Below are 21,892 nucleotides of genomic sequence, written 5' to 3'. Positions count from 1 at the left end.
ATTTTGGAATTTGATAGCTTTTTCCACGAAAAGTTAAATCATCTGTTATTTTTTAAAACAGAATACATCATAATGTCAAAATATTCACCGCCTTTTTTGAGATGCTGTCTGAGGAGAGCTTCCTTTTCCATCCCTGCTTTCTCCATAATTCTTCCGGAAGCCGGATTGTGCAGGAAATAAGTAGCAAAAATTTTATTAACCTCCAGCTCAAGGAAGCCAAAATTGATAAGTGCCGTTGCAGCTTCGGTAACATATCCCTTATTCCAGAAAGGCTTTCCCATCCAGTAGCCCAACTCGGCTTTATCATCACCCCGGTCGTGAAGACCTATAGCACCTATAATCTGTTCTTCTTTATTGCGGATTGCAAAGGTAAATCCTGTATGGTTGTCAAAAGCTTCCTTTGACATGTTCAGCCAGAATTCAGCATCCTTTTCAGTGTAAGGATATGGAATATTGGAGGTAAGATCTGAAAAAATTTTATCCTGAAGATAGTCCACTACACTCGGGATATCCTCTTTCCTAAGCTCTGAGAGGATCAGCCTATCTGTTTCTATTCTTGGAAATTCTTTTAATGCTTTCATGCTGTCATCTTAATCTTACTCTTAACCTCAATCTTAGCCTTAGCCTCAACCTACAAATCTTTCCCTAAGAAATAAAGCCCTTTGAGCGTATGTAACCTGTCCATCACATGAATTTTTTCCGTCAGCGGTTTATAAACGTGGGAAACACCTCCGGTTGCCACTACAAAACATTCATCATTTACCTCATCGTTGATGCGATCTATAAAACCTTCCACCATTCCGAGAAATCCGTATACCATTCCGCTCTGCATACACGTTACAGTATCAAGACCCAGTACAGATTTAGGCTTCTTCAATTCAATATCGGGAAGCTGTGCCGTCTGGCTGATCAGGGAATTCAGGGAAGTAACGATTCCCGGAGCAATGATTACTCCCAGGGTTTCCCCTGTTTCCGTAACGCAGCTGGCGGTAAGAGCTGTTCCAAAATCAATGACGATTTTCTTTTGGTTCGGGTACAGATTATGGGCTGCAACAAGATTGGCATAAATATCAGTTCCCATCTGTTTTGATTTGGCCTGAACTCCTGAAGGGGTAGACCGATCCACAATAACTGGCTGGATTCCGTGGATCTTTTTTATCGCTGAGCTCATCACTTTGGTCAGCTGAGGTACCACCGATCCTATGATCACTTTACTGATATCTTCCGGCTCCACTTTATAGGTCTGATACAGCATCAGAATCTGCACATACAGCTCGTCTACTGTTCGGTAAGGTTTTGTATTGATGACCCACGAAATATCACAGTTGTCCCCATTGAAAAGTCCGAAACGGATATTGCTGTTTCCTACGTTGATTACGATTGAATTCATTTAATTTTTTAAGCTAGTCTGGGTTAAAAAACAGATGTAAAAATAAGGCTTTATCCCCAAAAATAAACAATATCTCTATTATTTTGAACAATTTCTGATTCTCTCCTTAAGCTTCCTGATAGGGTTGATACTAAAGTCTTGATTATTTTATTTTCCCATTTGAAAAATTAGTGTGGTGATTGGATAGATTAAAACAATTAATTATCTTTAAAAACTGAAAATATTTATCCTGCATTCATGAAAAAAATACTCTTTGCCCTATTCCTCTGCATCGGCCTGAATACTTTTGCCCAAACCGGAAATCAGGTCAGAGAAGTATTCCAGAAAATAAAACAGGAATCTAAGATTGACGGGACGGACAAGACCGTTTATGATCTTCTGGATGAGTTTTACAATAAAAACCTTCAGGCAGAAAAGGATGAAATGACTCCCGAACTGGTTCAGAGAATTGAGAAAACGGCCTCAAATCCTGACACCAAAAACCTTCATATCCTGCTACTCTTTCTTATGTATCAGCAGCATATCAGCCGGACCGCCATGGTTGGAAAGCCATCTGATCCCGGTTTCCAGATAGAAGCGATGAATTTACTGGAGACGGAGACCAAAGATATTTATGGAAAAATACCGGCAATTATCTATATCTATAAAGCAGAAGCTCTGGATGCAGGTAACAAAAAAAGTGAAGCCAAAGCAACTGTTGAGCAGGGATTAAAAGAATATCCCGATTCTATTCCTTTAAAAGTATACAGCTATCTCAATACAAACGATGAGGTATTAAGAAATGATCTGGTGAAAAATCACCCGAATCACTGGATGGTGCAGCAGTTTGGGATTAAGTAGATTTGCTTAGATATCAGATATTAGACATCAGATGTCAGACTTTTGCGAGGTGAGATTTTTTTAGATATTAGATAATGGTGAATGGTGAATTTTTCTTCGCAAGTGAATGATGAACGCTTCGGAGGGATATTTAATATGCCACACATCAATAAAACAATTAATTTAAATAAAAATCCCACAGTAAAAGTCTGTGGGATTTCTTTTTATTTGTTGGATGTATTATTTTACTTCTACAATATTGTTTTCCATATTCACGTCTGCCATTCTCTGGCTGAAATCTATTCCAAGAACAGACAGCTGGGCTTTTGTGTAAGGAATCGTCAGGGTATATTCCTTCTGGGTCCATGGCCAGTAAGGCATTGTTTTAAAATCTCCGTAAATATCTTTTTCCTTCCAGGTATGCGTCATATTCATTGGAATCTGATAAGTAACTACTTTTTTATCTGCAGTCAGCACATTGAAATCAACAGGCATCGGAACCTGACCGTTATTCACCAAAGTAATGGTCGTAGATTTTGCTTCGTACTTTACGTCTTTGATTCCGTAATCAATTGTTTTTGTGGTATTGATCCAGTAATTATGGAACCACTTCAGATCCATCCCTGAAACTTTTTGGGCAATATGAAGAAAATCCCTGTCTGAAGGGTGTTTCATATGCCACTGGTCGTAATACTGCTTTAAGGTTTCTGCAAGATTCTGCTCGCCCATAATGTATCCCAGCTGCACCAGATATAATTCTCCTTTTACATAAGAAGCGTAGGTGTAGGCCGTTCCGTTATCATGGTGGTCTCCCAGCCATACTGCCGGCTCCTCAATTCCTCTTTTAATAAAATTTCTGTACGCTTCCACCGTGTGAACAAACGGATTCGGAAGTTCTTCAGGAAACAGCTGGTTCATCACATATCCTTCTGCATAGCTGGTAAACCCTTCATCCATCCATGGCCGTACAGATTCATTGGTCGCCAGCATCTGCTGATACCATGAGTGCGCTCCTTCGTGAGCCATGAGACCCATCAGCCCTTTCATATCTTGCGCTTCACCCAGAATCATGGTACACATTCCGTATTCCATACCCCCATCACCGCCCTGGATAAATGCATAGGTAGGATAGACATATTTGCCGAAATGGCTGTTCATAATCTGGAAATATTTGGTCACATAAGGCTGGGCTTCTTCCCATACTTTTGTTTTGTCATTCTGCTGGTACACCAGAAATACTTTCGGCCCTTCCGGAACATCAAAACTTTTTACCACATAATCCCTGTCTGCGCTCCATGCAAAATCCAGCACATTTTTCGCAGTCCATCTCCAGACCGCTTTTTTGTTTTTATCGGCCTTAATTTTTGCCGCAGCATCATACCCTTTAACATCTGCCGGATTTTCAAGAATTCCCCCGGCTCCCACTACATAATCTTTGTTGATTTTTATGGTCACATCAAAATCTGAGAACGGTGCATGAAACTCCCTTCCGATATAATCGAATGTAGCCCATCCGTCATAATCATATTCTGCAATTTTCGGATACCATTGGGTCATCGTCATATCAACCCCTTCCCTGTTGTTTCTTCCGCTTCTTCTGATCTGTTGTGGAATTACCGCATCCCAATCCAGTGTAAAAGTAGTGGTTGAATTAGGTTTGATCGGTTCTGCCAGATACACTTTCATAATAGTTTCCTGGATCTCAAACTTCAGCTCTTTTCCATTCTGTTTAATCCAGTGGATATTCTGTGCTCCTTCCTGGTCTTTAGGAATCGAAGCCAGCCTTGAAACCCCGTCCTTCTGCAGTCTGGAATCTCCGTTTTTCCCCTGGCCGCCCACTCTCTGGTCCATCATTGAATTAGGCTTAAAAGCATTCCAGTACAGATGAAAATACACTACATTCAGCTCATCCGGTGAGTTGTTCGTGTATTCTAAAGTCTGGTTTCCCTGATAGGTAAATTTCTCAGCATTTACATCAATATCCATCTTATACTTGGCAGCCTGCTGATAATAAGCTCCCTGCTGAGCCTGAAATTGTGAAATGATAAACGCAAAAAGGATTGCAGCCGATTTTTTCATTTAAAATTTATTTTTTTTAAAGGTAGGTAATTTATGTAAAACCCTCAAATATGGAGTTATTTTAAGGTTTTTTGACATGTTATAACTTTAGATAGGTTTTTACCATGATGGTTAGATTTACTTATTGAGATTTTTTTAACCACAAATAGCACAAATTATTGCACAATTTCATCACGAATCTTATTTGACATTTGGGTCATTCGTGTTTAATTAAAACTTATTGACGGGTCAGCAACTTTTTAATCAAAGTAATCTGTCCTAAATGGTAATAGGCGTGCTCAATCATTCCATCAATATTCCTCTGATAGGTTCCATATTTTTCGTCTACGAAAACCTCATCCAGTTTACTATCAGGCAGCAGCTCAACCAGTGATGCAAATTTTTCCGAATCTGCCCAAAGTTTATTCCGCAAGCTGTCCCACTGTTCCTGAGATTCAATCGGGGGAAGATCAAAGCTGAATTTGTCTTTTATTTCAAGGGCTCCTCCTTCCAGCACATTTACAACCCCTGCAATATAGTAATCGATGTGATAGGTAAGCATAGCAATCGTATTTAAAGGATCTACTCTCTCAATAGCCTGTTCCCAGGTTACCTCAGAAAGCTGGTCCTTAAAATTGGTATTGGCAATCCAGAGACCATCCAGCAGGACTTCCCGGAATCTTTTTGCCAGTTGTGATACTGAACTCATTTTTTTATTTTTCTAAAGATAATTAAAATGTTTAAAGCTCACGCTGATTGAGCAGATGATGCAGATTTCTTGTTGAAACACAAATGGCGCAAATAAAAGCACAGTTTTAAACACTAATCAATTCGTGATATTCGTGAAAAGCATTGGTGACATTCGGTGTTTCAAAACAAAAACCTCAAATGCAAATACATCTGAGGTTCTGTTATGATTTTAAAATCAAATTATTTCTTAGCCGGAATTTCTTTTTTTCCGCTTTGTAAGATCTTTTCAAGAATTCTTAGCGTGATGAGGTAAGTAGGTTTTACGCCCGTAAGCCCTAAACCTCCTGAAGAAAGGGTACTTCCTGTTTCCAGCGGGTTATCCGAAGCATAATAAGCATACATCACAAACAGATCCGGGGAAATATGGTGTCTGATCTTAGACGCCACCTGAATGGCCTTCTGATAGTGTGCTCCTTCCATTTCAAGACCAATGGCTTTCCAGGAAGTATTCATAAAATAAGAAAGGATATCCCTGTTCTGAAGCGAGGTTCCCAAAACGGTAATCATAGGTCCTTCGAAGGCTTTCAGCTCATCATCATGGAAATCTTCAAGCTTTAAAGCATTTTCGAAAGGATAATTATCCGCTGTTCCTTCAAAAATATGGGACGTAGGGATCATAATATCTCCTTTTCCGCCGGCAAGAATTCCGGCTTTACCCATGATGGAAACAGATTTCACTTTCATCATGTAGACTTCTCCTTTGTGCTCGTAGGGTCTGAGCAATTCGTCCATTACTTCATACGCCTGCTCTCCGAATGCATAATCGAACACCATAATGACATCTTCTCCGCTGTATTTTGCTCCGCTGAAAGGGGTATTTTTAAGGTTGGTTTTGCTTAAATCAATGATCTGAACATCAATATTACTTCCGCTCTTATCATTAATATAGATCATCCCTTCCTCTAAAGCATATTTTGAAACTTTGTCGCGAAGTTCTTTTTTGTCGGAAATATCTCCGTACAACTTATAATCTACCTCTTTATTATCCTTTTTCTTTAAAGCATCATTTCCGTACAGCATATTTTTCACAGAGTGCATATTAGCTGAAATAATGTGCAGCGGGCGCATATGAAGATCATTTTCAAATAAAACTTCTTTCACCTTATTGGCCCATTTTTCGCCAAAATAATGGTGCCCCACTCTTTCTTTTAATATGGCGCTGAAATGAATTTCCCTTTCTCTGGTCTGCTTGGCGTCTTCAAGACTTACTTTTCCTAAATTGTAAATGATCTTAAACAGACGGTCAGGATTGCTGTCGTCACCAAAAGTATTATAAGCTCTCAGTGTTTCGTCAAAAGTTCTTCCTATTAAAGAAGAAAGGTGAATCAATGCCACTTCTTTTTCTCTTCTGCTGAATTTCTTTTCCCCTTTTACTACTTCCTCAATAATTTTGAAAGCACGGGTCGGTTTCCAGTTTTCATCCTGGATGAAGGCCAGATTTCTGATTTTATCAGCTTCAATAAATAAGAAAGTAAGGTGGGTAAGAATATCATAAATCTCCGAACGTCCTAAAAGAACCTCGATATTCATCTGGTGTTCGTCTATTCTATAGCAGTTTCTTCTTCTCTTTTTTGGAACGATAGGTTCGAAACTTCCTTTATCAAACCCTTCATCTGATGTAAGATGAATAAAAGCGCATTCTTCAATTCCTTCCGGAAGCCTGTCTAAAACATACATTAAACCATCAAGTTCCAGTTTGTTCGGAATATTCATGGTTCCGTAGATCTCCGGGTTAATGATTTTCAGCAAGCTTCTGATACTTTCTCCTGAAACACCCGCCGGTTTGAAAAATCCTCTGTAAAACAGGTGTCTCATAGAGATATATAATCTTTCAATAGCTTCTGTTGTTTCTCTTGCTCTAGAATTTGTCATAAAATAAATTTCACACAAATATACAAAATCCCGGCTCAACTTATTTTAAGTATCTTTTAAATAAGACATTATCTAATTTGAAACTTTTGGTGAATCAACAAATTGGCTATATATTTGTAGATTATAAAATGTTTAATGCGACAAGTTTTGTCGTTATGTAAATTTATATTTGCTTTATAAAATCAGGCTATTTATCTAACATCAAACATTATGAAAGCAAATCAAATCTCAGCCTATGTCATTAGCCTTACCCAGAATAATTCTGAGGAAAGCTTAACCAATATGAAACTGCAAAAAATATTATATTATTTGCAGGGATATTATTTGTCAATTTTTAATGATGCTTTATTTGAGGATGAAATAGAAGCTTGGAAATATGGGCCTGTAGTCTGTGACGAATATCACATTTATAAAGCTTATGGAAATTCTTCGATAATAGTTCCGGAGATAAATACAAATTTCGATTACTTAACTTCTGATCAAAAGAACTTCATCACTAAAGTTTATGGATATTACAGGCAATTTTCATCTATTAAACTGATGGAACTGACTCATCAGGAAGAACCATGGATAAATGCCTATGGAAAAAGCCAGTTTATAAGTAAAGAACAATTAAAAGAATTTTTCAGCAAATCCGATCTCAAAAATGATTTTATTATTTTTGATAAGAAAGAGGAAAGAAGAAAAGCGGCACAGTTTCTATTAACGGATTACCTGTATGACAATGATTTGATAGACTCCACAATTTCTGACACCGAAGACATTTATGAACACTAAAGAAATCTGGCTGGTCAATTTTAATCCGACGACAGGTGCCGAAATCAGTAAAAAAAGACCGGCAATAATAGTAAATGATGACTCTATCGGTATTTTACCCCTACGTGTTATTGTACCCATTACTGACTGGAATGAAAGATACAATAATGCGGATTGGATGGTAAAAATTAATTCTGACGCATTCAATAATCTAACAAAAGTTTCTGCAGCTGACTGTTTCCAAGTCAAATCCGTCTCAACCAGCCGGTTTCATAAACAAATTGGAATCATTGATGACGCAACCTTTGAAATTATTAAAGATTCATTACGGAATGTTTTTGACCTTTAAATAATATTAAAAAAACAGTTTAGAGCTTACTTTCTAAACTGTTTTTTTATTTACACTTCCTTCACAATATCACATCCAACAACAAAATACAAAAAAAACACATACACCCCTATATTTTTTGGGGTAAAAATATTTTGAATTCATTTTTTTTGTAAATTTGCCCTGTAAAAATTAACCTTATTATGTCAACTTTAAGATTCAAAGCGTTAGAAACTTTACCATTTAAGGATTTCAGAAGAGATAATTCTGTTGAAATTCCTGGAAAATTGTCAGAATTATTCTGCCAGAATGTGTTCTCAGAAGAGACCATGAGAGAATACCTTACGAAAGAAGCATTCCAGTCTATTATGGATGCCATCAAAAAAGGTACGCAAATCCAGAGACATATTGCAGACCAGGTAGCTGTAGCTATGAAAGACTGGGCAATGAGCAAAGGAGCGACTCACTACACGCACTGGTTTCAGCCTTTGACAGGAACTACTGCAGAAAAGCATGATTCTTTCTTCACCCCAATTGAAGGAGGCAGAGCTATTGAAAGATTCAGTGGAAACCTACTGATCCAGCAGGAACCTGATGCTTCTTCTTTCCCGAACGGGGGAATCAGAAACACTTTCGAGGCAAGAGGTTATACTGCATGGGACCCTACTTCTCCTGCATTCATCATGGGAACTACATTATGTATTCCTTCTATCTTTATTTCTTATACCGGAGAAACTTTAGATTATAAAGCGCCTCTTTTAAGAGCTTTAAATGCTGTAGATGAAGCTGCAACCAACGTGATGCAGTATTTTGACAAAAATGTAACAAAAGTAACTCCTACTTTAGGGTGGGAGCAGGAATATTTCTTGGTTGACTCCGCATTATACCAATCCCGTCCGGACCTTGTTTTAACAGGAAAAACTTTATTGGGACACTCTCCTGCTAAAGGACAGCAGCTGGACGACCACTATTTCGGTTCTATCCCGACAAGGGTAATGAACTTTATGAAAGAGCTGGAAATTGAGTGTATGAAACTTGGAATTCCTGTAACAACAAGACATAATGAAGTAGCTCCTAACCAGTTTGAACTCGCTCCGATGTTCGAAGAAGTAAACGTGGCTGTAGACCACAACTCTTTATTGATGGACATCATGGCAAGAATTGCTCACAAGCATCATTTCCATATTTTATTCCACGAAAAACCATTTGCCGGAGTAAACGGAAGCGGAAAGCACAACAACTGGTCTTTAGCAACCGACACGGGTGAAAACCTTTTAAGCCCGGGAAAAAATCCTAAAAAGAACCTTCAGTTCTTAACATTCTTCGTGAATACCATTAAAGCGGTTCACGAATATGCCGACCTTTTAAGAGCAAGCATCGCTTCAGCAAGCAACGACCACAGACTGGGTGCCAATGAAGCTCCGCCGGCTATTATTTCCGTATTCATCGGAAGCCAGCTTTTCAGAGTATTGGAAGAACTGGAAAAAGTAACGGAAGGAAAACTTTCTCCTGATGAAAAAACAGATCTTAAACTGAACGTTGTTGGGAAAATTCCTGAAATTCTTCTGGATAATACCGACAGAAACAGAACTTCTCCTTTCGCCTTTACAGGGAATAAATTTGAGATCAGAGCCGTAGGATCTTCTGCCAACTGTGCAGAATCCATGACTGTAATGAATACTATTGCAGCTAAACAGCTTAACGATTTCAAAAAAGAAGTAGATGCTCTTATCGAAACAGGACTTAAGAAAGATGAAGCGATCTTCAACGTGTTAAGAGAATACATCAAGCAGTGTAAAAACATCATGTTTGAAGGAGACGGATATTCTGATGACTGGGCTAAAGAAGCTAAAAAGAGAGGTCTGAACAATTTAAAAACCACTCCTGAAGCCCTTAAGCAGGAAATGGATAAGAAATTCCTTGATCTGTATGAAGAGATCGGAGTATTCACCCACAGAGAGGTTGAGGCAAGAAACGAAATCAAACTTGAAAAATATTCTACTGTTATTGATATTGAAGCAAGAGTATTAAGTGATATCGCGAGAAACCACATCATTCCTTCTGCTTTAAATTATCAGAACAGGCTGATCGAAAACGTAAAAGGTCTTAAAGAAATTTTCGGAGATAAAGAATTCAAAACGCTGGCAAAAGAGCAGATGAGCCTTATTGCGAATATTTCTGAAAATGTTTCCAAGATCAAACTGGGCGTTGAGGATCTTATCAAAGCAAGAGAAGCAGCGAAGGCTGTATCAGATAGTCAGAAGCAGGCAGAAGCTTACTGCAACAAAGTAAAACCTTTATTCGACGGTATCAGGGAAGCATCTGATGACCTTGAAATGATGGTGGATGATGAGCTTTGGCCAATGACTAAATATAGAGAAATGTTATTTACAAAATAACATCTGTAAAGTTCCATATTAGTTAAACTCTCCGGTTTTCCGGGGAGTTTTTTTGTTTTATTAACAGGTATGAAAATTAGAGTATTCAATCATAAAATCCGATTAATAAAGGAAAAGCGATTTATTTTGTTAAAGAATCTTAATAAAAAAAACCGCACACTCACCAAAAACAGGCGGTTGCGGTTTGTTTTTCTTTAACATACTTAAATAATATGTTAAAATGTGTTAAATAAAGAACCTGACAATAATCATATCTGGGGTCTTTTGGCCGGAATCTCTACTTTTGTAATGCTTTTGAAAAATAAATATTCCTTTTAACACGGATAATCAAATATATATGAAGAAAAGAGTTTTGTTTTATTTAGTTGCTTTGGTGTCTACAGTTTCGGTTCAATCATGTGCTACAAATTATGTAGTTTCACAACCAGCAACTTACACTAAAGAATACAAAACAGATGCCAAACTAGCTTCTATAGACCAGAAGAAAATGGAGCAGGATAAGCAAAGACTTATAGACTCTTTTTTAGCTGAAAAAGCGGCATCTATCGCCAGCGCGAAAAAAGCCATTAAGAATTCGGAGATTGCAAAAGCAGTCAAATACAATAAAACCATCGACAATATCCTTGCAGAAGCTGAAACTTACCTTGGAACTCCTTACAGATACGGAGGAATGACCAGAAGAGGTATTGATTGTTCAGCTTTCGTTCTTTCTGTATTCGGGGCAGCAGCAGGGCTTAGCTTACCAAGAGTAGCGGCTTCTCAGGCTCAGGAAGGAGAAAGCATCGATAAAAGCGAGCTTCAGAAAGGAGATTTGATCTTCTTTTCACACGGAAGAAGAATTTCTCACGTAGGAATCGTAGAAAATGTTACTGAGGAAGGTGAAATCAAATTCATCCATGCAGCGACTTCAAAAGGGGTAATGATCTCGTCACTGAATGATTCTTACTGGGGACCGAAATTCAGGTTTGCCAAGAGAGTGATCAATGAGAACGGAGAAGCTTATAATAATCTTGCTTCTACTACTCCAAACACCGCAACAAATTTTTAATTTTAAATAATTGATTTAAATAATGAAGCCATCAGATTTCTGATGGTTTTTTTATGCCTACAACTTTTTTGTAAAAACAACGGAAGTGAAAACGTTTTTAAACCATTGAGGGGTTAAGATGATTAAGTTTTGATTAAAGCCTTTTATGGATTACCTCTGACAAAGGCAGGCTAAAACCTGCCTCTATTGAATTATCGTTACCTATAATGTACAGGAGATTTCCCTTCTTCCTAACTTCTAACCTCTAATTTCTAACTTCTAATTTTTCAGCTTCTAATCCCTTTCTATTTCAATATCCAGTTTATACAGAAGTCCATGCACTTCAGAAAGTGAAAACCTGGCCTTTTTCAGGCGATTTACGGCAGGATCTATGGAATAGCTGAAAGAAGTCCGGAAATCTGTTTTTTCAAGGTTAGTCTGGTCGAAAACGGCTCCGGAAAGATCGCAGCCGGAAAATACGGACTGCGAAAGGTCATATTCTGCAAAATCAGCTTCAATTAATCTGCAATTTTTGAATACGGTTTTCTTAATTGAGGTTTTATAGAATACAGCATTATTGAGCAGGCATCCATCAAACTTAAAGGAAAGACCAAAAGGATTACATTCGCTGAACTGGAGGCCGAACATTTTGCATTCTTTGAAAATAACATCCTGAAAAGAAGTCCTGACCAATTTTGCCATGCTCAGGTTACAGCCAATAAATTCGCAGTTTGTAAAACTGAAACCTGAAAGATCTGTATATTCAAAATGACAGTTTCTGAAGGTGCAGTTTTCGTATTCTCCTTTTTCTGGGGAATGCTCGGTATAGTTTATATTCTGGAAATCCAGGTCTGAGATATGGGCATGTTTCATTTGTCCTTCATTTATAAGATATATACTCCCGTGATTAGCAGGTACAGCGTTCTAACTTGAGTGTAACGATACAATTGGAAACCTACACCAGACTATTCTTATCCGAATAATTCAGTTTAAAGAAAATAAAGGTCATGATGGAAAAGGCAAGAAGCGAACTTCCCCCATAACTGAAATACGGAAGCGGAATTCCTACGGTCGGGAAAAGGCCCATAACCATTCCTAAATTGATCGTAAAGTGCATCATGAGGATGGAAGCAAAACAATACCCGAATACCAGGTTAAAAGTAGATTTCTGCTGTTCTGCGAGATAATAGATTCGTCCGATGAATACCATATAGCATAAGATCAGAACTGCGCTGCCGACAAATCCCCATTCTTCCCCCACGGTACAGAAAATATAGTCGGTTTCCTGTTCCGGAACGAATTTCCCCTGGGTAACGGATCCTTCACGGTATCCCTTCCCTAATAGACCACCAGACCCGATGGCTGTTTTTGAATACAGCAAGTTGTATCCTGAAGTATCTCTGAATGCTTTTTCTCCCTTGTAAAGAACTTCAATTCTTTCACGCTGGTGCTTTGGAAGCTTTTCCAGAACGTAAGGTGACCCGAAAGCCAGTCCGCAAAGCAAAAGCACCGAGCCTGCAATCCCAGCAATGGAGATTACATCCCATGACATTCTGTGGTAATTCATAGCGATTAAAACCCCGGCAATAATCACCACGGCCAATGCTACATACAGCGGAGGAATGGCCAGCGAGATCAAGAATACACCCGCAAAAACAAATCCTACACCGAATAAAAGTCCACTTAAGCCTTCCCTGTACAGGGCGATAAAGAACGCGATAAATACCAGCATTGAACCTACATCCGGAATCGCCAGAACCACTGCGGCGGGAATCCCAATAATGGCGAGTGCAGTCCAGAGGGATTTTTTTACTTTTAAATTAAAATCCGGACCGGAAACGTAATTCGCCAGCATAAGTGCTGTTCCTATTTTTGCAAATTCAACAGGCTGCATGGTAAAGCTCCCGAATTTATACCAGTTTTTCTGTCCAAGGATTTCCTTACCGAACGGGAATAGTCCGATCAGCAGCAAGACCCCGCCAATGTAAATAATACCGGACATATTCTCGAAGAACTTGCTCCTTCCAACGAAGATAACAAGTCCCACAAATAGAGAAATACAGAAGAAAATCAATTGCTTTTCGCCCAGTTTCTGGTCAACACTGTAAATATTTGCAATCGCAAAGATGCAAAGCAGGAAATACAGCCCGAGGCCCAGTTTATCTATTCCTTCTGCCCATTTCATTGCTTTACCTTTTTATTTTTAGCGTTGTTCTTTGTTTCCTCGTCTATTTTTTTCTGCAGTTTTATTTTCTGCTCTTTGATAAAATTCAGGCTGTCCTGTTTTCTTTTCAGTTTTACAGAATCTTCTTTAGGATCTTTGTATAATCCTTTACGTTTCAGATCTGCAATCCACTGTCTTTTATACTCAGGCATAAAGCTGGCTCCGGTCATCTTTTTGTAGAGATTTTCTCTTTTCAGATCTCCTGTAATATATTTTTCAGCAATCACTGTACAGGCCGGACCTGCCCATGTGGCTCCAAACCCGGCATGTTCCATCACAGCTGCTACGACAATCCTTGGCTTATCTGCAGGAGCAATCAATACGAAGATTGAATTATCTTTCCCCTGAGGAACCTGTGCCGTACCTGTTTTTGCAAGCTGGGTAAAGTCATTGGATTTTAAACTTCTTGCAGTACCTCTCAATACCACAGCTTCCATTCCTTTCAGTACGGGCTCGAAGTGTTTGGGATCTACAAGAGTCTTATGTTTTGTTTTAAATCTTGGGTCCGGATTTGGTTTTCCATCGATGGATTTAACGATATGGGGAGTGTAATACCAGCCTTTATTCGCTATAGCTGCCACATAGTTGGCCAGCTGAAGAGGTGTTACCAGAACATCTCCCTGCCCCATTCCGTTAAAGATGGAACCGTTCATGGTATAATCAGCGCTCCAGTTTTTCTTGCCGCTTCTTTTTTCGTAAAACTTCCCGGAAGGAATTCTTCCCGGCGAACCTACGGCGATATCATTGTTCAGATATTCCCCTACACCAAAACTGCTCATGATCTTTTTCCACTCATCAACTCCCTTGGAAGGATCTCCGGGATATTTATTCATGATGGCAATAAACGCATGGGAGAAATAACAGTTGCTGGAAACCTGGATAGAAGGAATCAGTGGATCTGCTCCGCCGTGTCCTTTAATTCTTAAACCTTTATAATAGAAGCCTCCTCCACACGGGAAAATGGTGTTTTCATCCATAACCCCCATCTGCATACCCGCCAGAGCAGTTAGTAATTTAAAGGTAGATCCCGGAGGATAAGCCGCCTGAACAGACCTGTCAAACGTAGGCTTATTTTCATATAGCGTATCTTTTGATAAGGCGTAGAGATTTTTTGATTTATAAGGGCCTGTAAATAAATTCGGGTCAATATCCGGCCCTGTTGCCATGGTCAGGATTTCACCGTTATTCGGGTCTATGGCTACAATGGCTCCGTGTTTGTCAACCAGCATTTCCTCAGCGATTCTCTGGAGATCATAATCAATTGTCAGTGTAATATCTTTTCCTGTAATAACATCCTTATCCAGAGCTCCGTTTTTATAGGAACCTATATTCCGTAGTTTAATATCCTTTTGGATATATTTCATTCCTTTTACTCCTCGAAGATCTTTTTCATAAGATTTTTCAACACCGGTTTTACCGATAAAGTCACCCGGCAGATAATACGTGGAATCTTTTTTAATTTCTCTTTCATTCACCTCACTGGTATATCCCAAAAGGTTTCCGGAAGTACTCACTTCATACTGACGCTGAGGTCTTGAAACAATACTGAACGCAGGATATTTGAAAATAATCTCCTGAACCCTGGCAATATCTTCCCTACTGAGGTCTTTTAAAAAAGTCATCGGGGTCAGCTTGGAGTAGTATTTTTCCTTCTTGATGATCCCGATTCTCTTGATAAAATCGGATTTGGAGATCTGCATCAGATTACAAAAGCCAAGTGTATCAAAGTCCGGTTTCATTAATGCCTGTGTAAAGGAAATTTCATAAGCCGGCTGGTTTCCTACCAGGATCTTTCCGTTCCTGTCGAAAACGACACCCCGCTGTGGGATCACATATTCTATTTTAATGGAAGTATTAGCCGCATTCAGGGCATAACGATCTGTAAACAGCTGCAAATAAGCAAGCCTCGCCACAAAAATAAGGGCAATAACTACGAGAATGGAAAAGATTTTTAAATAACGTGTGTTCAAACTTTTTGTTTGATTTTAAATATTAATGCGTAAGCCACTATAAATATAAAGGAAATTATACTTGTGATCACTACATTAAGTAATATTTCAAAAAAACGGCTAAATTTAAAAAACTCTATGTACTGCACTAAAAGCTGGTGCAGAAAGATACTTGAAAACAGAAACAGCAAAAACTGCGCCCATTGAAGGGATTGAAAAGAGAAAAAATCTGTGGAAGTATCTGTGGAAGTCCTGAAGATCAGCGTTCTGAAGTAAGCAATCAGCGTCGTTGCAAAGGCATTGATTCCCCATGAGTAGAGGAATGCATCTACGGAAAGTCCTATTAAAAAGCTTAATGCTAAAAATTGAAATTTATTTCTGAAAAAAGGATAGAACATGACAAAAACCGGATACAGAACGGGTGTATACTTCCCGAAAATAGTGATCCTGTTCAATACAAAAATCTGTAAAGCAACCAGGAAGATCATGATCAATATATCGGTAAATAAAGTCCTGCTAATCATTTTCTTTTTTTATCACGGTCTGTAATGTATCCTGAATTCTCTGTACTTCAGCTTTCTTAAGGTTTTTCACCACGAACACTTTACTCAAAGCACCCATCTTCTCACTTAATTCAACTGAAATATCCCAGAATCCGGTTTTATTGTCTACGGAATATCCGGCAATGGTTCCAATCATTACCCCTTTTGGAAAAATAGCTGATTTACCATCGGTAACAACCGTGTCTCCTACTTTTAAAGCAACATATTTGGGAATATCTGCAAGATGCATCACCCTGGAATTATCACCGCTCCAGGTTAACGTTCCGAAATATCCGGAATTTTTCAATGAAGCATTGATTCTGATTTTATTGACACTCAATACAGACTGAACCAGGGCATAGCTGTCTGTAGAGTTAATAACAATTCCCGCAATTCCTTTAGGGGCCATTACCCCCATCTGAGGGAATACACCGTCTCTCCGGCCGCGGTTGATGGTAAAATAATTATTCCGTCTGTTGATACTGTTGAATACGATCTCGCCATCCACAAAGGTATAGATCTGGCCACCGCCCAATGTATCATGAACTTTTCTGAATACAGGATTTTTCGCCCCTTCCTTACCATACAGCTGAAGCATAAGGGATTTATTCTGCGCTACAAGATCTTCGTTGATCTGTTTCAGCTTCAGATAGGAAACTCCTTCGTCAATATACCCGGAAACCCAGGAATTCAATGCAGCTGACTGCCCCGCAATCCATGATTGCTGCATGGCGTTTTTAGAGAATATCAGAACCAGAGCAATAATCTGCAGGAATATAAAGAAGACAAAAAGAGCATTCTTCGAAAATAATCTCAGCAAAAATCCCATTCAGATATATTGGCGTAAAAAGTTAAAATTATTTAATTAAGAAATTGAATTTATCCATATTCTTAAGGGCAATCCCTGTTCCGCGAACAACCGCTCTCAAAGGATCTTCTGCAACAAATACAGGAAGACCTGTCTTTTTGTGCAGTCTGTCCGCAAGACCTCTCAATAAGGCACCACCACCGGCAAGATAAATACCTGTTTTATAAATATCAGCAGCCAGTTCCGGAGGAGTAAGGGAAAGCGTTTCCATTACGGCATCTTCAATTCTGATGATTGATTTATCCAATGCTCGGGCAATCTCCTTATACCCTACCATGATTTCTTTTGGTTTACCTGTGATAAGGTCTCTACCCTGTACAGGAATATCTTCAATATCCACATCAAGATCTTCTACGGCAGAACCTACTTCAATTTTGATTCTTTCAGCCGTTCTTTCCCCGATATAAAGATTGTGGTGTGTTCTTAGGTAGTAAGCGATATCATTGGTAAATACATCTCCTGCAATTTTTACGGATTTATCACATACAATACCGCCCAGTGCCACTACAGCAATTTCCGTAGTACCACCACCTATATCGATGATCATATTTCCTTCAGGCTTCTGTACATCAATTCCAACCCCAATTGCCGCAGCCATTGGCTCGTAGATCAAACGTACTTCTTTAGCGTTTACTTTCTGGGCAGAATCTCTTACCGCTCTTTTTTCAACTTCAGTAATACCGGAAGGAATACAGATTACAATTCTCAGCGCCGGCTGAATAAATCTGCCTTTGATCCCGGGAATCTTTTTGATGAATTCCTTGATCATGTGTTCAGAAGCATGGAAATCTGCAATAACACCGTCTTTCAAAGGACGGATGGTCTTGATATCCTCATGAGTTTTTCCCTGCATATGCTTAGCCTGCTCACCGACCGCAATAGGCCTACCCGTAGAACGTTCAATTGCAACAATTGACGGCTGATCTATAACAATTTTATTATTATGGATGATAAGGGTATTGGCAGTACCAAGGTCTATCGCAATTTCTTGCGTAAACATATCAAATAAACTCATATTTTTCTTCTGATTTTAAGTTTACAAAGATATAAATTTAACACTACCAAAGAAATTTAACTTACCTATAATTTGGTTAAAATTTTATTAAAATTTGTAATCTTATACTAAGTTTTGATTTAATGTTTTACGGAGCCTGAGTTAAACTAAAATTAATGGGAGCAGTAAAGCTGAGTACAATTGAGAAAAAGGAAAAGCAAAATGGCAAAGAAAGCTAAGAAGGCCAATGAGCTTATTCCCAAATTTACAGCCTCTAAAACCAGCTTTCTTCGCCTTCTTAGCTTTTATCAGCCACAAAAACCACCCCTGCCACTATAGTTTTTCACGATAATTATCATATACATTATCAGAGGAAGATTAATTAAAAAAAACGTAAATTTGCGACTGCTTATGTTACAATATTCCAACATCCATCAGACATCGAATTTTGCTGTGCTTTCCATCAGCTACGAGAAGGCCGATGTAGAAACGAGAGGGAAATTTGCATTCTTTGATGAGAACATCAAAAGCTTTGTCAACCGGATCCACAGTGTGGATTTAGGAGATGCATTCGTGGTATCCACATGTAACAGAACCGAGATCTATACTACTTCGCCGAATTATCTGCTGGTGGCGGAAGAATACTGCAAAACCATCGGGGTACATCTTACGGATTTCCTTCAGTTTGCGAATATTCTTACCAAAGAAGAAGCTCTGACACATCTTTTCAGGGTAGCAGCCGGCCTTGAAAGCCAGATCATCGGGGATTTTGAGATCATCGGACAGATTAAAAAAGCATACAGCCGTTTTAAAAAAGAAAGACAGAATTCCAATCCGTATCTGGAAAGAGCAATCAATGCGGCAATTCAGATTTCAAAAAGAATAAAAAACGAAACCGGGATTTCCAACGGAGCCGCTTCTGTTTCTTATGCTGCCGTTCATTATATCCTGAACAGCCAGAAAAAAATCACTGAAAAGAACATTCTTCTTTTGGGCGTGGGCGAGATCGGACAAAATACGGTTGAAAACCTGGTGAAGCATGTGTATCAGCCGAAAATTAAAATTGCCAACAGAACCCAGGAGAAAGCTGAAAAGATTTCACAGAAATACAATATTCCTCATGTCGATTATTCTGATTTTGACCAGGAATTAAAAAATACAGATATTCTGATTGTCGCAACAGGGGCCAAACACCCTATCGTCAACAAGTCCCATTTCCCGAACGGAAAAGAAACGCTGGTCATCGACCTTTCCATTCCCCATAACGTTGAAAAGAATGTTACGGAAAATGAAAATGTAACCCTGATTGATGTGGATGAACTTTCAAGGCAGATCCAGGAGACCATCCAGCAGAGGGAAAAAGAAATTCCAAAAGCCGAAAAAATCATCAAAGAACTGATGAAAGAATTCCTGGAATGGGAGAAAAAAAGAAAACTGGCACCCAATATCCACCATTTCAAAGCCGTTCTGAAGAATATGGAACGTAATGAAATGCACAATTTTTACAGAAAAAATAAATACATAAACATCACGGACATGGAGCTTTCTGACAAAATGATCCAGAAAATCACCAACCGTTTTGCAAAATTTATCATCGATAATCCTTTAAAAGCCGAAGAAATTAGTAAATTAATGCACGAAATATTAGTTGAACAACCAAACAACGAATTCAATGAAAAGCATTAGAATCGGAACAAGAAGTTCCGCACTTGCACTTTGGCAGGCAAGGGAGGTTGCGAGGCACCTTCAAAACCGTAATTATTTAACAGAAATTGTTCCTATTGTATCTTCAGGGGATAAGAACCTGAATCAACCACTTTATTCTTTAGGGATCACCGGGGTTTTTACCAGAGATCTTGATGTGGCCTTGCTGAATGATGAGATTGATATTGCCGTACACTCTTTAAAAGATGTTCCCACACAGCTTCCTCAGGATATTGAGATCATTGCTTATCTTGAAAGGGATTTTCCGCAGGATGTTCTCATCAGGAAAGAATCTGCACAGAATAAAGAATTCCATGAGCTGAAGCTGGCTACCAGCAGCCTGAGAAGAAGGGCATTCTGGCTGAAAAATTATCCGAACGCTGAGTTTTCCGATATCCGTGGAAATATTCAGACGCGTCTTCAGAAACTGGAAGATGGGGATTTCGATGCTACCATTCTGTCTCTCGCAGGAATCAAAAGAATGAAAATGGACATTGATTATGAAATGCTTCCATTGATGATCCCAGCAGCTTCTCAGGGAGTTATTACAGTAGCCGGACATACCGGAAAACCGGAAATCAATGAGATCGTAAGCCAGATCAACCATAAGAAAACCCAGATCTGCGTAGAGATTGAAAGAAATTTCCTGAGCACACTGGAAGGCGGATGTACGGCCCCTATTGGAGCTTACGCCGAGATTATCGGGAACCAGATCCGTTTCAAAGCGGCCCTTTGTTCACTGGACGGCAAAAACTGTATTGCTACCGATGAGAACTTCGAATATAACGAGGAGGAGAATTTCGGAGAGAAATTTGCAAATATTGTTCTTGAAAACGGAGGCAGGGAGCTGATGAATGAAATTAAGAATTCGTATTAAAGATTCATTTAACATTTATTGTCATTTCAACATTAGGCAGGTTCATTAATTCCTGATGTTGATCAAATTTTCAGACGCAGAGGAACAATGAAAAAAATCTTTTTTTTATTTGCTTTTACTTTTTGTGTGTTTCTTGCAGAGGCACAGAAAAAGTTTGCGCTTCAGCTGTCTGATTCTGCTTTGAAATTAATTGACAGCAGCATTAAGTATGATCCCAACTATTTTGTAATTAAGTATCCTAACGGGGACGTCCCTGCCGACAAAGGAGTATGCACGGATGTCATCATCAGGGCTTACCGGAAAATGGGGATTGATCTGCAGAAAGAAGTTCATGAGGATATGACAAAAAACTTTTCAAAATATCCGAAAACCTGGGGTCTGAAAAAGCCTGACACCAATATTGATCACAGGAGGGTTCCGAACCTTGCCGTCTTTTTCTCAAAATTCGGGAAAGTGAAATCCATAGAAACCAATCCAACCTTGTATGTTCCGGGAGATATCGTCACCTGGATTTTACCGGGAAACCTTACGCACATCGGATTGGTTGTCAATAAAAAATCTGCCGACGGAAAAAGATTTATGATTGTACATAATATCGGAGGCGGACAGGTTATGGAAGACGTCCTGTTTAAATATACCATTACCGGTCATTATCAGTATCAGAAATAAGCTGTCACTATGAAAAACCTTCTCTATGCCTTATGGGTATTGATCTCATGCTATGCAAAAGCGCAAACCGGTGAATTTAAAATCATCAGCAAACCTGTTGATTATTCCCAGGAAAGAATTCGTTTAAGTTTAGAATATCTTAAAAGTCATTATAATATTGTACAGAACTCCCCGACTATTACACCTAAAATAATAGTCCTGCATTATACCGCAGGCGGAAATGTGGAAACGAATTACAAGTATTTTAATAAAACCCATCTGGAATCCGCCAGAGGTGTTTTAAAAAAGCAAAGCACACTGAATGTTTCCTCTCAGTTCATTGTAGACCGGGACGGCACTATTTACCAGCTGATGGAACCGGACAAATTCGCAAGACACACCATCGGGCTTAATTACTGTGCAATAGGCATTGAAAATATAGGAAGCAAAAAACAGCCACTCACAGAACAGCAGGTTGCAGCCAACGCCCAGCTGGTCCGGCATTTAAGTAAAAAGTACAATATTGAATATCTGATCGGGCATTCGGAATATGGAATATTCAGAGGTTCAAAACTCTGGAAGGAAACGGACCCGAATTACTTCACCGCGAAAGAAGATCCCGGAAAAGATTTCATGAGAAAAGTAAGACAGCTGGTGACTGATCTGCATTTAAAAGACAAACCTTAA

General features: G+C 39.0%; 20 protein-coding genes. 9 read left to right on the top strand and 11 right to left on the bottom strand.

The genetic code is table 11. From position 1 onward, the window contains the following. Window positions 1-38: 38 nt before the first annotated feature. Window positions 39-581, bottom strand: a complete 543-nt coding sequence (locus B7E04_RS04500) for a GNAT family N-acetyltransferase (protein WP_080777562.1) — start codon at window positions 579-581, stop codon at window positions 39-41. Window positions 582-631: 50 nt separating this feature from the next. Next, the gene (locus B7E04_RS04495) at window positions 632-1,390 is read right to left on the bottom strand and encodes a type III pantothenate kinase (RefSeq protein ID WP_062651450.1); all 759 of its coding nucleotides are present in this window, start codon (window positions 1,388-1,390) and stop codon (window positions 632-634) included. Window positions 1,391-1,627: 237 nt separating this feature from the next. On the opposite strand from B7E04_RS04495, the gene B7E04_RS04490 reads away from it, so the two are divergent. Continuing rightward, window positions 1,628-2,230: a hypothetical protein gene (locus tag B7E04_RS04490; protein WP_080777561.1), complete on the top strand. Its 603-nt coding sequence runs from the start codon at window positions 1,628-1,630 to the stop codon at window positions 2,228-2,230. Window positions 2,231-2,449: 219 nt separating this feature from the next. Here the strand turns inward: B7E04_RS04490 and B7E04_RS04485 are convergent, their stop codons facing one another. The 3 genes from B7E04_RS04485 to B7E04_RS04475 form a co-directional block, all read right to left on the bottom strand. Next, window positions 2,450-4,288, bottom strand: a complete 1,839-nt coding sequence (locus B7E04_RS04485; RefSeq protein WP_080777560.1) for a M1 family metallopeptidase — start codon at window positions 4,286-4,288, stop codon at window positions 2,450-2,452. 217 nt (window positions 4,289-4,505) lie between these two features. Continuing rightward, entirely contained in the window at window positions 4,506-4,976 is a 471-nt protein-coding gene (locus B7E04_RS04480; protein ID WP_080777559.1) for a DUF1572 domain-containing protein, read from the bottom strand. Between the two features lie 221 nt (window positions 4,977-5,197). Then, entirely contained in the window at window positions 5,198-6,889 is a 1,692-nt protein-coding gene (locus B7E04_RS04475; RefSeq protein ID WP_080777558.1) for a DUF6909 family protein, read from the bottom strand. 282 nt (window positions 6,890-7,171) lie between these two features. Between B7E04_RS04475 and B7E04_RS04470 the strand changes: the two genes are divergently transcribed. The 4 genes from B7E04_RS04470 to B7E04_RS04455 all read left to right on the top strand — a co-directional run bounded on the left by B7E04_RS04470 (window position 7,172) and on the right by B7E04_RS04455 (window position 11,420). Next, the gene (locus B7E04_RS04470) at window positions 7,172-7,666 is read left to right on the top strand and encodes a Panacea domain-containing protein (RefSeq protein ID WP_165439407.1); all 495 of its coding nucleotides are present in this window, start codon (window positions 7,172-7,174) and stop codon (window positions 7,664-7,666) included. Continuing rightward, complete coding sequence (locus tag B7E04_RS04465; RefSeq protein WP_080777556.1) at window positions 7,656-7,994, top strand: type II toxin-antitoxin system PemK/MazF family toxin; 339 nt, start codon at window positions 7,656-7,658, stop codon at window positions 7,992-7,994. The genes B7E04_RS04470 and B7E04_RS04465 overlap by 11 nt, the downstream gene beginning before the upstream one ends. A 182-nt stretch (window positions 7,995-8,176) precedes the next feature. After that, window positions 8,177-10,372 carry a glutamine synthetase III family protein gene (locus B7E04_RS04460; protein ID WP_080777555.1) on the top strand — a complete coding sequence of 732 codons (2,196 nt, stop codon included), beginning with the start codon at window positions 8,177-8,179 and terminating at the stop codon, window positions 10,370-10,372. A gap of 337 nt (window positions 10,373-10,709) precedes the next feature. Then, window positions 10,710-11,420, top strand: coding sequence for a C40 family peptidase (locus B7E04_RS04455; RefSeq protein WP_062651462.1), 711 nt, complete (start codon window positions 10,710-10,712; stop codon window positions 11,418-11,420). A gap of 273 nt (window positions 11,421-11,693) precedes the next feature. Here the strand turns inward: B7E04_RS04455 and B7E04_RS04450 are convergent, their stop codons facing one another. The 6 genes from B7E04_RS04450 to B7E04_RS04425 form a co-directional block, all read right to left on the bottom strand. Continuing rightward, window positions 11,694-12,272, bottom strand: a complete 579-nt coding sequence (locus tag B7E04_RS04450) for a pentapeptide repeat-containing protein (RefSeq protein ID WP_080777554.1) — start codon at window positions 12,270-12,272, stop codon at window positions 11,694-11,696. Window positions 12,273-12,354: 82 nt separating this feature from the next. Further along, window positions 12,355-13,584: a rod shape-determining protein RodA gene (gene rodA / locus B7E04_RS04445; protein ID WP_080777553.1), complete on the bottom strand. Its 1,230-nt coding sequence runs from the start codon at window positions 13,582-13,584 to the stop codon at window positions 12,355-12,357. After that, the gene (locus B7E04_RS04440; RefSeq protein WP_080777552.1) at window positions 13,581-15,593 is read right to left on the bottom strand and encodes a penicillin-binding transpeptidase domain-containing protein; all 2,013 of its coding nucleotides are present in this window, start codon (window positions 15,591-15,593) and stop codon (window positions 13,581-13,583) included. The genes rodA and B7E04_RS04440 overlap by 4 nt, the downstream gene beginning before the upstream one ends. Further along, complete coding sequence (locus tag B7E04_RS04435; RefSeq protein ID WP_080777551.1) at window positions 15,590-16,096, bottom strand: rod shape-determining protein MreD; 507 nt, start codon at window positions 16,094-16,096, stop codon at window positions 15,590-15,592. Before B7E04_RS04435 ends, B7E04_RS04440 begins: the two co-directional genes overlap by 4 nt. Further along, complete coding sequence (mreC, locus tag B7E04_RS04430) at window positions 16,089-16,943, bottom strand: rod shape-determining protein MreC (protein ID WP_080777550.1); 855 nt, start codon at window positions 16,941-16,943, stop codon at window positions 16,089-16,091. The genes B7E04_RS04435 and mreC overlap by 8 nt, the downstream gene beginning before the upstream one ends. A gap of 28 nt (window positions 16,944-16,971) precedes the next feature. Continuing rightward, window positions 16,972-17,997, bottom strand: a complete 1,026-nt coding sequence (locus B7E04_RS04425; RefSeq protein WP_034700899.1) for a rod shape-determining protein — start codon at window positions 17,995-17,997, stop codon at window positions 16,972-16,974. A gap of 390 nt (window positions 17,998-18,387) precedes the next feature. Between B7E04_RS04425 and hemA the strand changes: the two genes are divergently transcribed. From hemA to B7E04_RS04405, 4 genes are all read left to right on the top strand, one after another. Beyond that, window positions 18,388-19,662, top strand: a complete 1,275-nt coding sequence (hemA, locus tag B7E04_RS04420) for a glutamyl-tRNA reductase (RefSeq protein ID WP_062651475.1) — start codon at window positions 18,388-18,390, stop codon at window positions 19,660-19,662. Next, window positions 19,649-20,557: a hydroxymethylbilane synthase gene (hemC, locus tag B7E04_RS04415; RefSeq protein ID WP_080777549.1), complete on the top strand. Its 909-nt coding sequence runs from the start codon at window positions 19,649-19,651 to the stop codon at window positions 20,555-20,557. Before hemA ends, hemC begins: the two co-directional genes overlap by 14 nt. Before the next feature lie 87 nt (window positions 20,558-20,644). Continuing rightward, the gene (locus tag B7E04_RS04410; protein ID WP_080777548.1) at window positions 20,645-21,226 is read left to right on the top strand and encodes a DUF1287 domain-containing protein; all 582 of its coding nucleotides are present in this window, start codon (window positions 20,645-20,647) and stop codon (window positions 21,224-21,226) included. A gap of 9 nt (window positions 21,227-21,235) precedes the next feature. Continuing rightward, window positions 21,236-21,892: a peptidoglycan recognition protein family protein gene (locus tag B7E04_RS04405; RefSeq protein WP_080777547.1), complete on the top strand. Its 657-nt coding sequence runs from the start codon at window positions 21,236-21,238 to the stop codon at window positions 21,890-21,892.

Source organism: Chryseobacterium phocaeense, from assembly GCF_900169075.1.
GTDB lineage: Bacteria > Bacteroidota > Bacteroidia > Flavobacteriales > Weeksellaceae > Chryseobacterium > Chryseobacterium phocaeense.
Note: the sequence above shows the minus strand (reverse complement) of the source record. Positions and strands in the feature narration are given on the sequence as shown.

Excerpts from the sequence above, each read along its gene's own strand:
- B7E04_RS04500 (WP_080777562.1), bottom strand. The coding sequence starts at position 581 with ATGAAAGCATTAAAAGAATTTCCAAGAATAGAAACAGATAGGCTGATC.
- B7E04_RS04495 (WP_062651450.1), bottom strand. The coding sequence starts at position 1,390 with ATGAATTCAATCGTAATCAACGTAGGAAACAGCAATATCCGTTTCGGA.
- B7E04_RS04490 (WP_080777561.1), top strand. The coding sequence starts at position 1,628 with ATGAAAAAAATACTCTTTGCCCTATTCCTCTGCATCGGCCTGAATACT.
- B7E04_RS04485 (WP_080777560.1), bottom strand. The coding sequence starts at position 4,288 with ATGAAAAAATCGGCTGCAATCCTTTTTGCGTTTATCATTTCACAATTT.
- B7E04_RS04480 (WP_080777559.1), bottom strand. The coding sequence starts at position 4,976 with ATGAGTTCAGTATCACAACTGGCAAAAAGATTCCGGGAAGTCCTGCTG.
- B7E04_RS04475 (WP_080777558.1), bottom strand. The coding sequence starts at position 6,889 with ATGACAAATTCTAGAGCAAGAGAAACAACAGAAGCTATTGAAAGATTA.
- B7E04_RS04470 (WP_165439407.1), top strand. The coding sequence starts at position 7,172 with ATGAAACTGCAAAAAATATTATATTATTTGCAGGGATATTATTTGTCA.
- B7E04_RS04465 (WP_080777556.1), top strand. The coding sequence starts at position 7,656 with ATGAACACTAAAGAAATCTGGCTGGTCAATTTTAATCCGACGACAGGT.
- B7E04_RS04460 (WP_080777555.1), top strand. The coding sequence starts at position 8,177 with ATGTCAACTTTAAGATTCAAAGCGTTAGAAACTTTACCATTTAAGGAT.
- B7E04_RS04455 (WP_062651462.1), top strand. The coding sequence starts at position 10,710 with ATGAAGAAAAGAGTTTTGTTTTATTTAGTTGCTTTGGTGTCTACAGTT.
- B7E04_RS04450 (WP_080777554.1), bottom strand. The coding sequence starts at position 12,272 with ATGAAACATGCCCATATCTCAGACCTGGATTTCCAGAATATAAACTAT.
- rodA (WP_080777553.1), bottom strand. The coding sequence starts at position 13,584 with ATGAAATGGGCAGAAGGAATAGATAAACTGGGCCTCGGGCTGTATTTC.
- B7E04_RS04435 (WP_080777551.1), bottom strand. The coding sequence starts at position 16,096 with ATGATTAGCAGGACTTTATTTACCGATATATTGATCATGATCTTCCTG.
- mreC (WP_080777550.1), bottom strand. The coding sequence starts at position 16,943 with ATGGGATTTTTGCTGAGATTATTTTCGAAGAATGCTCTTTTTGTCTTC.
- B7E04_RS04425 (WP_034700899.1), bottom strand. The coding sequence starts at position 17,997 with ATGAGTTTATTTGATATGTTTACGCAAGAAATTGCGATAGACCTTGGT.
- hemA (WP_062651475.1), top strand. The coding sequence starts at position 18,388 with ATGTTACAATATTCCAACATCCATCAGACATCGAATTTTGCTGTGCTT.
- hemC (WP_080777549.1), top strand. The coding sequence starts at position 19,649 with ATGAAAAGCATTAGAATCGGAACAAGAAGTTCCGCACTTGCACTTTGG.
- B7E04_RS04410 (WP_080777548.1), top strand. The coding sequence starts at position 20,645 with ATGAAAAAAATCTTTTTTTTATTTGCTTTTACTTTTTGTGTGTTTCTT.
- B7E04_RS04405 (WP_080777547.1), top strand. The coding sequence starts at position 21,236 with ATGAAAAACCTTCTCTATGCCTTATGGGTATTGATCTCATGCTATGCA.